The organism is Flavobacterium proteolyticum, assembly GCF_015223105.1.
GTDB classification, from domain to species: domain Bacteria; phylum Bacteroidota; class Bacteroidia; order Flavobacteriales; family Flavobacteriaceae; genus Flavobacterium; species Flavobacterium proteolyticum.
Genome location: NZ_JADFTZ010000005.1, coordinates 86935 through 102622, shown reverse-complemented (window position 1 = coordinate 102622; position 15688 = coordinate 86935). Strand labels below are relative to the sequence as shown.

Genomic DNA, 15688 nt, shown 5'->3' with positions numbered 1-15688 from the left:
AAAAATCTTTATTATTTCTTCAGAATTCTCTTGAAAACAGAGTTCATCACAAAATTGATATCAGAAGAAATTTTTAAATAATAACTCAATCCTAAGTAGAAAATGGTTACTAAAATCGATTTTAAGACAATGTTTACGAAAGGGTGAAAGTTGAAATCCCAGTAATAGAAAACGCCAAAACTCACCACTGCTAATACTAAAGCTACCATCGTGTTTTTAGTAAACGGAAATAACCTCATTTTAAGCACAACAAAAAGTAACTTTGCTAAACTATATAACGTAATTGAAATTAACGTTGCTATTGCAGCGCCATTCAAGCCATAAAGCGGAATGAATATCATGTTAAGCGAAACCGTTAGAAAAACTAAGAATAAACCTAAAAACAAGACTGCTCGATAGTATTTCGAATTAAAAATAATCGAATTATTATTTCCTAAAATCAAATCGAAATACTTAGAAATACCAATTAGGAAAACAACTTCAATTCCTTCTTTATACCCAACTGGTAAAACACTATATAATTCATTGATATTGACCAAAATTCCAATTAAAATCAGACCACCAATAACTTGTAGCGTAATTGAAGACTTTTTATATAGTTCATTCAGTTCGTCGTGTTTATTTTCACTCATTAATTTTGCTGTAATGGGATATGTAATTTGATGCATGGCACGACTTGGAACCGCAATCACTGTCGCAATGAAAATAGCAACCGAATAAAAAGCGATATTATCAATGTTGATGTAAAAATTCAGCATGAATTTATCGACATCTAACAACATGTTTGCCACACTTCCCGACAAAATAATGAAGAAACAATACGTTAAAATTGCTTTATAATTATCAGGAAAAACCAATTTAAAATGAGGTAATTTCACTTTCATCGCGTAAAAAAACATGGTTAAAAGCGATAAAAAGTAAATTCCCATCAAGGCAAAAACGAATTGTTGCGGCGAAATCACATCAAAATAAACTGCGAATAAGAAGATTGATATTAAAATACGAAGCAAAACTTCTTTCACAAAACTACCGTAAACCGATTGCAAATGTACTTTTACCCAAGCATAAAAAATCTCAAAATAACCCATACAAAGTCCGATTACCGGAATTTGCCACACATATTCGTAAACAATTGGATTCTTTTCCGATAATAATTCCGCTATTTGATGATAACCTAAATAACCAATTAAACTTATGGGAAGTACGATTAACAAAGGCAAAACCAAAACAAACGTTAGAAATTGCGCTTTTTTCTCTTCGGTTTCATATTCGTTGTAGAATTTCACCAACGTATTATGCACACCAAACGCCATCAAAGGCATCATAATATTAGCTGCCGACAAAATAAATCCGACCAAACCATAAAAGGTATCACCTAAAAATTGTCCGTACATAAACAATGTATTAATCGCACCAATTCCAAAACCAATGTAGGTAATGATGGTGTTTTTAATCGATTGTTTGGTGACAATTCCCATGTTTGAAGTTTGAATTTAGAATTTAGAATTTAGAATTCAGAAGTTTGGCTAATTTTTCTGTCAATGACTTTCTACTGTACTGTTGCAAACCAACTGGATATACTTTTAAATTATTTTGTTGATATTGCTCGAAATAGTTCAGAATTTGTACTTTTAAAGCTTCCAATTCATCGTATTTGAAAAATGTTCCGGTATTTGTTTCTTTGATGATTTGGGCAAAATCTGCATGTTCTGGTCCGATGGCGATGATTGGTCGCTCTGAAACCATATATTCGAATAATTTTCCAGGAATAATACACTTGGTTTCTTCTGAATCGATTTCAATAAGCAATAACACTTGTGAACTTCTTTGTTCGATTATCGCTTCATCATGTGGCAAATAACCCAAATGATTCACATATTTCTCCAGCTTAAATTCTTTTAGCGCTTGAAACACCTCAGCACTCACCGCACCTATCAATTTTAATTGGAATTGTTTTTTGAATTCGGGATTTTCTTTGGTTAATTCTTTTAAAGCTTTCCACAAAATTCTTGGGTTTCTAGCCGATAAAAACGAACCAATGTGCGCCAAAGTAAATTTTTTATCCAAAGGTTTTTTATTCACTTTTTCCACATCATAACCATTTGTAATCACTTCGATTGGTTTTGAAGTAATCGCTTCAAATTCGGTTTTTGTGGTAGGAGAAGTCACTAAAAGCTGATCACAAGTATTCATGACTTCCTTTTCCAAATCTTTATGTTTTTTGGCTGCCCAAGAACTTAATTTTAGTTGTTTGTGATAGCCAATAGTTGTCCATGGATCACGAAAATCGGCCAACCAAGTAATGTTAAGTTCTTTTTTTAATTGTAATCCAATCAAATGCAAACTATGTGGTGGACCCGTTGTAATTATCGTATCGATTTGATTTTCTTGAAGATATTGTTTCAAGAATTTAACCGAAGGTTTCACCCAAAATACTCGTGCATCTGGAATAAAAACGTTGCCACGAATCCAAAGCATTGCTTTTTCTACAAATGACTGCTTTTTTTGATTCGGAATAATTCCGGAACTGATTTTTTTTGTCTTATTTTTTGAAAAAACCGAAGCCAATCCATAAGGTTCAAAAATCGGTTTTTTGATGATAATGGCTTTATCTGAAACTTCACGCATTAATTTCTCATCAATCAAAGGATACGTTGGATTTTCGGGAATATAAACGTGAGGTTCGATTTTAAAATCGGGTAAATATTTGACAAATTTCAACCAACGCTGTACTCCTGGACCTCCTGCTGGTGGCCAGTAATACGATATAATGAGTATTTTTTTGGTTGGTTGCAACTTTATATTTTTTAAACACATAGACACATAGGTCTACTTTAATAATTTATAGAAAAGCGTTTCACTTAACATAGTAAACAGAGAAAATCTGTGTTTTCCACGTTCCAAACTAATTATGCTTTTTCTTATTCTCAAAATAAACTCCTGCTCCTATCAATAAAAGCATTGCTATCGAACTGATTAAAGCAATTGTACTTCCTGTTTTTACCACTTCTGGTTCAAATTTGAATTCAATGGTATGTTTACCTGCTGGGACTTCTAACCCTCTTAAAACGTAGTTTACATTATGTATTTTAGATTCTTTTCCATCTATCGTTGCTTTCCATCCATTCTTATAATACATTTCAGAGAAAACTGCGAAGCCTTCATTGCTGTTATTTGAAACGTATTTCAAATGATTTGGTTTATAAGAAGTTAATTGAATTGAAGCTAATGAATCTTTGGTGAAATTTAGTGGTAAGGATACTAAACCTTTATCATTATTAACTATTACTACTTCATTTTTGGCATCTAAAATATCCAAAGCTTTCATTTCTTCGTCAGCAGAACTTACAAACTTAATCTTTTCTACAAACCAAGCATCTCCATTAGCAAAAGGATTAACTACAGGAACGTCGCCATTACCTGTTGGTACAATAACATATTTCACATTTAACATATCCAAAACGGGATTGCTCTTTGTAAAACTATAGGTTTGCATATCTATTGAACTTGCTAATTGTGAAATATTTTTCTCAATGTTGTACTCAAATAGTTGGTCGACTCTTCTTGGACGAACCGCACTGTAACCACCAACGGCTTTATGGAAATATGACGTTCTTCCTTGTAATCTTCCTTGAATTTCGTACACTCTGTAATTTGATGTATCTTGTAAAATATGTTTATCTGCATCTGTTGGTTCAAAAGGCATATCTACTTCGCGTGCGCTTCTAAATTGACTTGGATTGTTATTTAAATAACGTTTATCGACCATAAATAAATCAGAAACCATAAAGAATCCAACCAATACAACAGCAGTAGTTTGTGCCAATTTGTTTTGGATATACAACCATAAAATAACCGCTACTGCTAACATGAATAAACCTGAACGCATTAAATCGCTAGTATAGAAATTCATTCTATCTTCTTTTAAAGCGTTTATAAAATTGATTCCGAATGATTTATCTTGACTTTCACCAAACATTTGCATCAATTGTTGGTCAATTGGAGCCGAGAAATTAAAGAATCCTTTTGCTAAGTATAATACAACTACTAATCCTAAACTAGTAGCAGCAGCTTTCCATAAACTTGTCCATTGTGCTTCTTTTTCCGAAGTAAAAAAAGATTGAAGTCCCATAATGGCTAATACTGGAAAACATAACTCCAACACTACCTGAATAGAAGAAACCGCACGGAATTTATCATACAAAGGCACGAAATCAACAAAAAATCTCGTCAAAGCATCAAAATTTTTACCCCATGAAAGCAATAAAGAAAGAATGGCTCCAGCTAAGAATAAATATTTTACTTTTCGCTTATCGTGATACAATCCTAAAACCGCTAAGAAGAATACAATTGCTCCAATGTAAGCTGGTGCTTCTACAATAGGTTGTTCTCCCCAATATGTTTTCCCGTAATATTGAACCGTTTGTAAGGCTTCTGGTGGTGTAGCACCATAATTTAAAAGAAACTCGTATAATGCAGATTTTTCATCTAATTCTTCACCATTTCCTCCTCCAAAAAGACGTGGTGCAATTAAGTTAAAACTTTCAGTAACACCATAACTATATTCTGTTATGTATTCATACTTCATGGATGAATCTTCGGTGTTTTTGGAACCATCGGCGTTAAAAGTTAATTCGCTTTTCCCACGGATACTGTGATTTGCATATTCTGAAGTTGCCATTAAATTAGTAGCATTGGCTCCGATAGCTAAAATCCCAGCAATGGCAAATACTCCAATAATTTTTCCTAATTCTTTAAATTCCTTATTCTTAATTGCAATTACTACATAATACACTCCAATTATCGCTAATAAGAGTAATAAGTAATACGTCATTTGGAAGTGATTCGCATTAATTTCTAATGCTGCTGCGACCATAGTAAGCAAACCTCCAATTATATATTTTCGTTGGAAAACCAATAAAACTCCTGCAACTACCATTGGCATATAAGCGATGGCGTGTGCTTTAGCATTGTGTCCAACTCCTAAAATAATAATCAAATACGTTGAAAATCCAAAGGCTAACGCTCCGAAAAATGCTTTTAATGGGTCTACCTTTAACACCATCAACAACACGTAAAACCCTAAGAAATATAGAAATAAATAATCCGCTGGACGAGGTAAAAATCGTAACCCATCATCTACCATTCCAATAACATCATTTGGATATTTAGCACCTAATTGATACGTTGGCATTCCTCCAAAAGCACTATTCGTCCAATAAGGTTCTTCTCCTGTTTCATTTCTAAAGTCATTTTGTTCTTTGGCCATTCCGGTATATTGCACGATATCGGATTGAAAAATTTTATTTCCTTGTAAAACTGGATAAAAATAAATTAGGGAAACCAAAATAAACCCTACTAAAACCAATAAATGAGGATATAATGCTTTGATATTTTTCATGTGTAGTAAATAATGAATATAAGGCGCTAAAGTAATTAAAAAAAGGATATTGTTAAAATATCCTTGGGAGTAATCTTGTTAAACTAACAATTATTTCACTTCTTCGTAATCAATGTATTCACCCACTTCTTTTTTTGGTTTTGGGGCTGGAGCACTTGCTTGAGAAGTTCTATTTTGTTGTTCTTGTTGTTGTCTGTACTGTTCCTGCATTTGTTCTTGCATTTTATTTACTGCCTTTTGCATTAAAATTGGAGCAAAAATTCGCATTAAAAACTTAAACAAATAATAAAAGAGTATAATATAAAATATAACCTTTATTGTTCCTGTAAGAGAAGCCATTTCCATGCTAATAAAATTTAAAATTCAAAAATACAGATATTGGTTGGGAAAACTTCAAAATTGTTTCATAAAATTATGATAAAATAACTATTTTTGGAGATAAATCTTTTTTTATGAAATCAATTCAAGCACTTTTTATTTTAATCTTCGGGATTACTTCACAAATTACATTTGGCCAATTTACGGATGAAATTAATTCTAATCGTCCAGGAAAATCGATGATGGCTTATGCTGTTGGTAAAAAAATCATTCAAACCGAAACGGGCGTAACTTATGTTTCAGAAGATCACGATCTTTTAGGATATCAAGCAAAAGGATTTATCGGAGAATTAGCCATTCGCTATGGTGTTTGGAAAGAAGAATTAGAGGTTATTGCAGATATTCAATATCAAAACGACAAACTTACCGTTGGTAATTTTGAAGAGAAAAGAAATGGTTTCAAACAATTGACATTAGGAGCGAAATATTTAATTTACGATCCCTTTAAAAATTATGTAGAAAAAGAGAACATCTACAGTTGGAAAGCCAACAAAAAATTCAAATGGAGACAATTTATTCCGGCTTTTTCAATGTATGCTGGAGCAAATTTCAATGTGGGTGATACTCCTTTTAATTATGCTCCGGCAGATATAAAAGAGCCTAGCTTTAGTCCAAAAGTAACAGCAATTGCTCAAAATCATTTTGGAGGAAGATGGGTTTTGGTGACAAACTTAACTTACGATAAAATAGGAACTGATTTCGCTAGTATTAACTATATCCTTACATTAACTAGAGGATTTAATGCTCAATGGTCGGGATTTATTGAAAATCAAGGCTATATGGGTGATTATTACAGCGATGGTGTTTTCAGAATTGGAGCTGCCTTTTTGTTTGACAAACACATGCAAGTGGACGCTTCAATTGGTAAAAACCTTAAGGATACTCCAGGACTTTTAAATGCTGGAATTGGTTTTTCATGGCGTTTTGCAGATCAGTATGAAGAAGTTCAAATGGCAAAACCTGGCACAGAAACTAAAACCGACAAAAAAATGAAGAAAAAAGGTGAAAAAGAAGCGAAGAAAAGAAAAGATGCAGTAGAATAAAATGATAACAATTAAAGAAGCCCTTACCAAAAAAGAAATGAAAGATTACGTTATGTTTTCTTTCGAATTATATAAAAACAACCCTTATTGGATTCCACCAATTATTGCTGAAGAATTAGAAACTTTTGATAAGACAAAAAATCCAGCTTTAAAAACCGCTGAAGCTCATTTTTATTTGGCTTATAAAGACAATAAAATTGTAGGTAAAATTGCAGCCATAATTAATTGGGAAGAAGTAAATTTATTAGAAAAAAGAAAAGTTCGTTTTGGTTGGTTTGATGTTATTGATGATATCGAAGTAACGAAAGTGCTTTTAAATAAAGTAGAAGAATTAGGCAGAAAACACAATATGGATCACATGGAAGGTCCAATGGGTTTCTCTAACCTAGATAAAGTTGGTATATTATCTGAAGGTTTTGACCAATTGGGAAACATGATTACTTGGTATAGTTTACCATATTATATAACTCACTTTGAACAACTCGGATTGGTTAAAGAAAAGGAGTACATTGAAAGTGACTTTTCTTTCAAAGGTATTAATCCTGAACCTTTTCAAAAAGCCAGCGAATTAATTAAAAAAAGATATGAATTACGTTGCTTAAATTTCACAAAAACAAAAGACATTATGCCTTATGTGGATAAAATGTTTGATTTGTTTAACGAAACTTATTCTAAACTGCAATCATTTGTACCAATCAATGATATCCAAAAAGAATATTTCAAAAAGAAATATATTGGTTTCATCAATCCCGAATTTATTAAATTCATAATGGATAAGGATGACAATATGGTTGCATTTGCAATTGTAATGCCTGGATTTGCTCAAGCACTTAAAAAAGCAAACGGAAAACTTTTCCCTTTTGGTTTTTATCATTTGTTACAAGCGCGTAAAAATTCAAAAGAAGTTGTTTTCTATTTAATTGGAGTTACACCTGAATACCAAAGTAAAGGTGTTACCGCTATTGTTTTTGATGAATATTATAAAGTGTGTCATGCAAAAGGCATTGAAACTTGCATCAGAACTCCCGAATTAGAAGAAAATCATGCCATTCATAATTTATGGAAACATTTTAATTCTAAAATCAATAAGAGAAGAAGAACATATAAAAAGGAATTATTATAAAACAAAAAAGGGATTCAAATTGAATCCCTTTTTTTATATGTATTTATAAAAGCTTACTCTACATTTTGAACGTTTGCTTCTGCAATTTTAGCATACGTTCCGTTTACTAATTTTTCACGAATAGCTTCAAAAGCTGCTAAAGTTTCAGCAATATCTTCTAAAGTATGTGAAGCAGTAGGAATCATTCTTAATAAGATAATCCCTTTTGGAATTACAGGATATACAACAATAGAAAGGAAAATTCCGTAGTTTTCACGTAAGTCATTTACCATAACCATCGCTTCTGGAATAGAACCTTCTAAATATACTGGTGTAATACAAGTATTTGTATCACCAATATTGAATCCTCTTTCTTTTAATCCGTTTTGTAATGCATTTACGTTTACCCATAATTTATCTTTAATAGAAGATGAATTACGCAATAACTCTAAACGTTTTAAAGAACCAATAGTTTGAATCATTGGTAATGCTTTAGCAAACATTTGAGAACGTAAGTTGTATTTTAAATAATCGATAACATCTTTATCTGCTGCAACGAATGCCCCAATGTTAGCCATTGATTTTGCAAAAGTTGAAAAATACACATCAATTCCATCTTGACAACCTTGCTCTTCTCCTGCTCCAGCGCCTGTTTTTCCTAATGTACCAAAACCATGTGCATCGTCAACTAACAAACGGAAATTGTATTTTTCTTTCATTGCTACAATTTCTTTCAATTTACCTTGTTGTCCTCGCATTCCGAAAACACCTTCAGTAATGAATAAGATTCCACCTCCTGTTTCTGTAGCCATTTTAGTAGCACGTTGCAGGTTTTTCTCCATACTTTCTAAATCATTGTGCTTGTAAGTGAAACGTTTTCCCATGTGTAAACGTACACCATCAATAATACAAGCATGAGAATCTACATCGTATACAATGATATCGTTTTTAGTTACTAAAGCATCAATAATAGACACCATTCCTTGGTAACCAAAGTTTAATAAATAAGCTGATTCTTTCATTACAAAAGCAGCTAATTCATTTTCTAATTGTTCGTGATATTTAGTATGACCACTCATCATACGAGCTCCCATTGGGTAAGCTGCTCCATATTGAACTGCCGCATCAGCATCTGCTTTACGAACTTCTGGATGATTTGCTAAACCTAAATAATCATTCAAACTCCAATTTAAAATATCTTTTCCATGAAATTTCATTCTTGGACCCAATTCTCCTTCTAATTTAGGAAATACATAATATCCTTCTGCTTGTGAAGCCCATTTTCCTAACGGACCTTTATTGTTTTGAATTCTTTCGAATAAATCTTTTACCATGATATATAATAGGTGTTAAAAACGAAGCAAAAGTATAAAGAAAAAAGTTTTTATTATAAATTTTAAGCCTAAAAAAATTCACTGATAAAATAAAAATTCAAATAAGCTTGGTAAATCAATAAATGCAATTACCTTTGCACCGAACGACACAGAAATGTGGTTACACGTTCACCTTAAAAGTCGGGGGCTCCACCTCGACTTTTTGCTTTTTATACATTTCGTATCTTTGTTTTTTTAAATCATTTTTCATGAAACTCGTATTCGCATCCAACAACAAAAATAAAATTCAGGAAATTCAGGCTTTAGTTTCAAATTCTATTCAAATTCTTAGTTTAGAAGAAATTGGATGTACAGAAGATATTCCAGAAACCGCTGATACCATTGAAGGAAATGCTATTTTAAAAGCAAATTACGTTACCGAGAAATATGGTTACGATTGTTTTGCAGATGACACTGGTTTAGAAGTTTATGCTTTAAATGGTGCTCCTGGAGTGTATTCTGCTCGTTATGCAGGCGAACAAAAAGATGCCAACGATAATATGGATAAACTTTTAGATGAATTAAAAGATAAATCGAATCGAAAAGCTAATTTTAAAACAGTAATCGCGTTAAATCTAAACGGAAAACAAAACTTATTCACAGGAATCATCAACGGAAAAATCATCGATGAAAAAATAGGTACAAACGGTTTTGGCTACGACCCTATTTTTGTTGCTGATGGCTATAACAAAACCTTTGCTGAATTAAGCATGGAAGAAAAATCAACCATTAGCCACAGAGGAATTGCCGTAAAAGAACTTATTCTTTTTTTACAAAAACAGAACCGATAGGTAAACTCCAATTGTATTTAAAAGCAATTAATCGGAATGTAATGATGAAAATGGCAACTGTTAGTGAAATAACTTCACCTTGCATTTGTAATTCTTGTAGTATAAAAAACAAAATACCTCCTGCAATACAAAGCGTTGCATAAATTTCCTTACGAAATAAAACCGGAATTTCATTACATAAAATATCGCGAATTACACCTCCAAAAGTAGCCGTTAAAGTTCCTAAAATCACACAAATAACTGAACTTAATCCGTATTCAATACCTTTTTCTAATCCAATTAAGGTAAAAACCCCTAATCCAATCGTATCAAATAAGAACATCGAGATACGCAAATGCTCTAAATAGCGATTGAAAACAACTGAAAGAAAAAATCCAAGGGTAATAATGTAAACATAATCGATATCTAACATCCATCCTACTGGAGTTCTTCCTATCATGACATCGCGAACTGTTCCGCCTCCTAAAGCCGTTACAAAAGCAATACAATACACACCAAACAAATCTAATTTCTTGTAAATAGCAGTCAATGCACCCGAAATAGCAAATACTAAAGTTCCGATAATATCTAACAGTTCAAACATCTTATATCATTTCTTACAAAAGTACTTCATTTTGCAATTTTTTTATCCCAAATTTAACTATAAAACATTTTTTATAAAATCTGTGAAAAAGACTAAAAACATAACAAATTGAAAATCAATTAGTAACAAATTAGTTAATCTGATTTATAAAGCGTACCTTTGCACCCAATTTAAAATAATATATGAATAAATTTGAACAATTAGGATTGAATGAGTCGCTACTGCGGGCGATTAAAGATCTAGGATTTGAGAATCCGTCAGAAGTCCAAGAAAAAGCGATTCCAGTACTATTGGAACAAAACACAGATTTAGTTGCCCTAGCGCAAACAGGTACAGGGAAAACCGCAGCTTTTGGTTTCCCGCTAATTCAAAAAATTGATGCTGAGAACAAAAATACTCAAGCCTTAATTTTATCGCCAACACGTGAATTATGCTTACAAATCACCAACGAGATTAAATTATACTCAAAGTACATAAAGGGGTTGCATACTGTGGCTGTTTATGGTGGTGCAAGCATTACAGAACAAGCTAGAGAAGTGAAACGTGGTGCACAAATTATTGTGGCTACACCAGGTAGAATGCAAGACATGATTAACAGAGGGCTTGTAAACATTAAAAACATCGATTTTTGTATCTTAGACGAGGCAGATGAGATGTTAAACATGGGATTCTACGAAGACATTTGTTCCATTTTATCGGACACACCAGACGAGAAAAACACTTGGTTATTCTCTGCAACAATGCCTGCTGAAGTAGCGCGTATTGCAAAACAATTCATGTCGAGCCCAGAAGAAATTACGGTTGGACACAAAAATTCAGGTTCTGCTACCGTTTCTCACGAATACTACGTAGTAAACGCAAGAGACCGTTACGAAGCTTTAAAACGTTTAGCTGATGCTAATCCAGACATTTTTTCAGTAGTTTTTTGTAGAACAAAACGTGATACACAAGCAGTTGCTGAAAAATTAATCGAAGATGGCTACAATGCAGCAGCTTTACATGGAGATTTATCGCAAGCACAACGTGATGGCGTAATGAAATCATTCCGTGGTCGTCAAATTCAAATGTTGGTTGCTACAGACGTTGCAGCTCGTGGAATTGATGTTGATAACGTAACTCACGTAGTAAATTACCAGTTACCAGACGAAATTGAAACCTACAATCACCGTTCAGGAAGAACTGGTAGAGCTGGAAAATTAGGAACTTCAATTGTAATTGTTACGAAAAGTGAATTGAGAAAAATTCATTCTATCGAGCGTATTATCCAACAAAAATTCCAAGAAAAAACAATCCCATCTGGAATTGAAATCTGCGAAATTCAGTTATTACATTTAGCGAATAAAATTAAAGATACAGAAGTTGATCATGATATTGACACCTATTTACCTGCAATTAATGAAGTTTTAGATGGTTTATCTAAAGAAGAATTAATTAAGAAAATGGTTTCTGTTGAATTTAATAGATTCATCAACTATTACAAATCGAAACGTGATTTAACAGGTGAAAGAGGAAGTGATAGAGAAAGAAGTTCTGAACCAAGAGAAATTAGAGCGGGTGATCCAGTTCGTTATTTCATTAACATTGGAGCAAGAGACGATTTCGATTGGATGCAATTAAAAGATTTCATCAAAGAAACTTTAGATTTAGGTCGTGATGACGTATTTAAAGTAGACGTAAAAGAAGGTTTCTCTTTCTTTAATACTGATGGTGAACATACTGACAAAGTAATGTCCGTTCTTAACGGATATGACATGAACGGAAGAAGAATCAATGTTGAAATTTCTAAAAACGACGGTGGAGGAAGACGCGATCACAACGGAAGAAATTCTGGTGGCGGAAGACGTGAAGGCGGATTTAGAGGTGAAAGAAGCGGTTCGGCTCCAAGAAGAGACGGTGGTTTCAGAAGCGATAGAGGTTCAGCTCCAAGAAGAGAAGGCGGAAGAGATGGTGGTTTCAGAGGTGAAAGAAACAATGAAAGAAGCAGTTCGGCTCCAAGAAGAGAAGGCGGATTTTCTGACAGAGCTCCAAGACGTGCTGAAAGTGCTGGAGATTCATCAAGACCAAGAAGACCAAGAAGAAGCTAACGATTTTCGTTAATTTTCTTATAATTTTATAGAAAACTACAAAATATCCCCTTTTGATTCGTATTTTTGAATCAATAATTTAAAGGATGAGATATTTTGTAGTTTTTCTTTTTGCCTTGATTTCTAATTTTTGTTTTTCACAAAACGATTCGATTGTGAGAAACATTAAAGGCACTGTTATTCACAACGGAACAAAGCTTCCTATGGGCAATGTTCACGTTATCAATACGTCACGTGTAAAAGGTACTGTAACCAGTCCTAGTGGAACATTTGAAATTGGCGCAAAAGTAAACGACACTATATTGTTTACGTATTTAGGTTACGAAACTGTTAAAGTTAAAGTAACCAACGACTGGATTAAAGAAAACCCAACAAAAATCTACTTGAGTGAAAAAGCCTACGTCTTAGACGAAGTAGTTGTAGCAAAATACAATTTAACAGGTTATGTAGAAGTGGATACAAAATTAATACCCGTATCCGATGACGCTTATCGTTACAGTATTTCTGGATTAAAAGCAGGTTACGAAGGTGGTGAATACAAACCTGGAGCAATTGCAAAGGTTTTAGGTTCCATTTCAAATCCAGCAGATTTCCTATACAATGTATTTGGAAAACGACCAAAAGAAATGAAAAAGCTGAAAGAAATGAAGAAAGACGATACCGTTAGAAATCTTTTAGCTACTAAATTTGACAGAGAAACGTTAGCTGCTTTGTTAGAAATTAGTAAAGATGACATTCCTTTAATCCTTCAAAACTGTAATTATTCTGAATATTTTATCCAAACTGCAAACGACTTGCAAATATTAGATGCCATCAGCGCTTGTTATGAAGATTATAAAATCTTAAAAAAGAATAAATAATTTATTCCGAAACGTTTTCTTTTAATTCGTGAAACTTGCGTTCAATAAACTCAATATCTTTTATCGATTTTCGAGTCCAATCTAAACGTTTTTCTAAAATTTCTTCTTCCGATAATTGCCAATCGATATTAGATTGTCTTAATCGGTTCGTAATATCTTGTATAATAATGGCTGCAGAAACCGAAATATTCAAACTTTCGGTGTAACCCACCATCGGAATTTTTAGAAACCCATCCGCTTGTTGAATTACTTCTTCCGATAATCCATTTCGCTCGGTTCCAAAAAACAAAGCTGATGGCTTCGAAATATCAAACTCATGAAGCATACAGGAATCATCATGTGGAGTTGTGGCAATGATTTGATAACCTTTTGCTCGCATTTCATCAATACAACTTTGAACGGTATTAAATCGATTCACGTCTACCCATTTTTGAGCGCCCATTGCAATTTCAGTGTCAATTCGCTTCCCAAATTTCTGTTCAATGACATTCAATTCTTGAATTCCAAACACTTCACAACTACGCATTACAGCACTTGTATTATGAAGCTGATACACATCTTCCATGGCAATGGTAAAGTGTTTTGTTCTATTTTTTAAAACTCTAAGAAAGCCTTCTTTTCTATTTTCTGTTAAAAAACTTTCTAAATATGTTAACAACTCTTGATTAAATTTTTCCATAAGGCAAAAATAATACTACTTTTTTTATTATTTTAGACAAAAAAAGAAAACTGCATGACACAAGAAGAACTTTTACCTCTATTACTTAAAAAAGACGATAGGTCATTTACATTGCTTTATGACAATTATGCCAAGAGTCTTTATGGAATTATTTTCAATTTAATCAAAGACAAAGAAGAAGCAGAAGATGTACTGCAAGAGGTTTTTGTTAAAATTTGGAAAAATATCGATACTTATAACACTTCGAAAGGTAGGTTATACACATGGATGTTGAACATTGCCCGTAATTCTTCTATCGATAAATTACGTTCTAAAAACTTTAACAACAATCAGAAAAACCTGTCTACCGATAATTTCGTACATATACTTGACGATAACTCGAAGACCATCAACAAAATAGACGCGATTGGAATTAAAGAGTTTATCAAGAAATTGAAACCAAAGTGCATCCAACTAATTGATTTGTTGTTTTTTAAAGGGTATACCCAACAAGAAGCATCTGATGAATTAGAGATTCCTTTAGGAACCGTGAAAACGCAGAATAGAAATTGTATGAATGAATTAAGACTAATGATCAATGAATAGTAGAGAATATATAGAATCAGGTATTTTAGAATTGTATGTTTTTGGAAAACTTTCCGAAGAAGAAATTGCGGAAGTCAACCAAATGGCAACACAATATCCTGAAGTGAGAGAGGAAATTAAGGCTATTGAATCAGCAGTCATTAATTTATCACACAGTGTAGCACCTCATTTATCGGCAACGAATTTTGAAAAAATCAGAGCTGAATTATTAGGAAGAAGTAAAGTAATCGAAATGAAACCTAAAACAAATTGGTCGCAATACACAGGATGGGTTGCAGCTGCTGTGTTAGTAGTTGGTTTCGGGCTTCAATTTTACAAATTAAACCAGACTAACGAAACCTTAAATAACGTTTCTAATCAGAAAGACTTATTACAAGAATCGGTTGTTGATTTGGAATTGAAAAAGAAAGAATCTGAAGAAGTTTTAGCTATTTTAAGAGATACAAGTAATGTAGCTGTTGCCTTAGCGGGTCAGCAAGTAGCTCCAGAAGCTTTTGCTAAAGCCTATTACAACAAAACTACTAAAACAGTTTTCATCGATGCATCGGGGTTACCAGAACCTCCAAAAGGAATGGTATATCAAGTATGGTCGTTGCAGTTAGAACCTGTTTTAACACCAACAAGTATTGGTATACTTGACTCATATGCGACAAGTTCAACCAAGGTTATAAAAGTAGAAAATGCAGAATCTCCACAAGCATTCGGAATTACTCTAGAACCGGCTGGTGGTAGCGCTAGTCCAACTTTAGAACAACTCTACACCTTAGGAAAAGTATAATCAAAATGCGTCTTTATGGACGCATTTTACT

At 33.0% G+C, this 15688-nt stretch carries 14 protein-coding genes; 7 read left to right on the top strand and 7 right to left on the bottom strand.

Annotated elements, in window-relative coordinates; genetic code table 11:
* Positions 1-11 precede the first annotated feature (11 nt).
* The 4 genes from IM755_RS10500 to IM755_RS12815 all read right to left on the bottom strand — a co-directional run bounded on the left by IM755_RS10500 (position 12) and on the right by IM755_RS12815 (position 5644).
* Complete coding sequence (locus IM755_RS10500; RefSeq protein WP_194096582.1) at positions 12-1478, bottom strand: oligosaccharide flippase family protein; 1467 nt, start codon at positions 1476-1478, stop codon at positions 12-14.
* A 22-nt stretch (positions 1479-1500) separates the two neighbouring features.
* Positions 1501-2796, bottom strand: a complete 1296-nt coding sequence (locus IM755_RS10495; protein ID WP_228063936.1) for a glycosyltransferase family 4 protein — start codon at positions 2794-2796, stop codon at positions 1501-1503.
* Positions 2797-2905: 109 nt separating this feature from the next.
* Positions 2906-5401 carry a YfhO family protein gene (locus tag IM755_RS10490; RefSeq protein ID WP_194096579.1) on the bottom strand — a complete coding sequence of 832 codons (2496 nt, stop codon included), beginning with the start codon at positions 5399-5401 and terminating at the stop codon, positions 2906-2908.
* A 90-nt stretch (positions 5402-5491) separates the two neighbouring features.
* A complete protein-coding gene (locus tag IM755_RS12815; RefSeq protein ID WP_228063935.1) occupies positions 5492-5644 on the bottom strand; it encodes a DUF4834 family protein in 153 nt (50 codons plus the stop codon).
* 209 nt (positions 5645-5853) lie between these two features.
* Between IM755_RS12815 and IM755_RS10480 the strand changes: the two genes are divergently transcribed.
* Both IM755_RS10480 and IM755_RS10475 read left to right on the top strand, forming a co-directional pair.
* Entirely contained in the window at positions 5854-6822 is a 969-nt protein-coding gene (locus tag IM755_RS10480; RefSeq protein ID WP_194096576.1) for a transporter, read from the top strand.
* A gap of 1 nt (position 6823) precedes the next feature.
* The gene (locus IM755_RS10475; RefSeq protein WP_194096574.1) at positions 6824-7945 is read left to right on the top strand and encodes a GTP cyclohydrolase; all 1122 of its coding nucleotides are present in this window, start codon (positions 6824-6826) and stop codon (positions 7943-7945) included.
* A gap of 53 nt (positions 7946-7998) precedes the next feature.
* Here the strand turns inward: IM755_RS10475 and IM755_RS10470 are convergent, their stop codons facing one another.
* Complete coding sequence (locus IM755_RS10470; protein ID WP_194096572.1) at positions 7999-9258, bottom strand: aminotransferase class I/II-fold pyridoxal phosphate-dependent enzyme; 1260 nt, start codon at positions 9256-9258, stop codon at positions 7999-8001.
* Between the two features lie 248 nt (positions 9259-9506).
* Between IM755_RS10470 and IM755_RS10465 the strand changes: the two genes are divergently transcribed.
* Complete coding sequence (locus IM755_RS10465) at positions 9507-10088, top strand: non-canonical purine NTP diphosphatase (RefSeq protein WP_194096570.1); 582 nt, start codon at positions 9507-9509, stop codon at positions 10086-10088.
* Here the strand turns inward: IM755_RS10465 and IM755_RS10460 are convergent.
* Positions 10057-10671, bottom strand: a complete 615-nt coding sequence (locus IM755_RS10460; RefSeq protein WP_194096569.1) for a trimeric intracellular cation channel family protein — start codon at positions 10669-10671, stop codon at positions 10057-10059. The two genes, IM755_RS10465 and IM755_RS10460, sit on opposite strands and share 32 nt — an antisense overlap.
* A gap of 182 nt (positions 10672-10853) precedes the next feature.
* Between IM755_RS10460 and IM755_RS10455 the strand changes: the two genes are divergently transcribed.
* The gene (locus IM755_RS10455; RefSeq protein ID WP_194096566.1) at positions 10854-12755 is read left to right on the top strand and encodes a DEAD/DEAH box helicase; all 1902 of its coding nucleotides are present in this window, start codon (positions 10854-10856) and stop codon (positions 12753-12755) included.
* Between the two features lie 86 nt (positions 12756-12841).
* A complete protein-coding gene (locus IM755_RS10450; protein ID WP_194096564.1) occupies positions 12842-13615 on the top strand; it encodes a carboxypeptidase-like regulatory domain-containing protein in 774 nt (257 codons plus the stop codon).
* A gap of 1 nt (position 13616) precedes the next feature.
* Here IM755_RS10450 and IM755_RS10445 read toward each other — a convergent pair whose 3' ends face one another.
* Complete coding sequence (locus tag IM755_RS10445; protein ID WP_194096562.1) at positions 13617-14294, bottom strand: TrmH family RNA methyltransferase; 678 nt, start codon at positions 14292-14294, stop codon at positions 13617-13619.
* A 54-nt stretch (positions 14295-14348) separates the two neighbouring features.
* Here IM755_RS10445 and IM755_RS10440 point away from each other — a divergent pair, with 54 nt between their 5' ends.
* Both IM755_RS10440 and IM755_RS10435 read left to right on the top strand, forming a co-directional pair.
* On the top strand, positions 14349-14879 hold the full coding sequence (locus IM755_RS10440) for an RNA polymerase sigma factor (protein ID WP_026725045.1): 531 nt from the start codon (positions 14349-14351) through the stop codon (positions 14877-14879).
* Complete coding sequence (locus tag IM755_RS10435) at positions 14872-15657, top strand: anti-sigma factor (protein WP_194096560.1); 786 nt, start codon at positions 14872-14874, stop codon at positions 15655-15657. The genes IM755_RS10440 and IM755_RS10435 overlap by 8 nt, the downstream gene beginning before the upstream one ends.
* Positions 15658-15688: the final 31 nt, after the last annotated feature.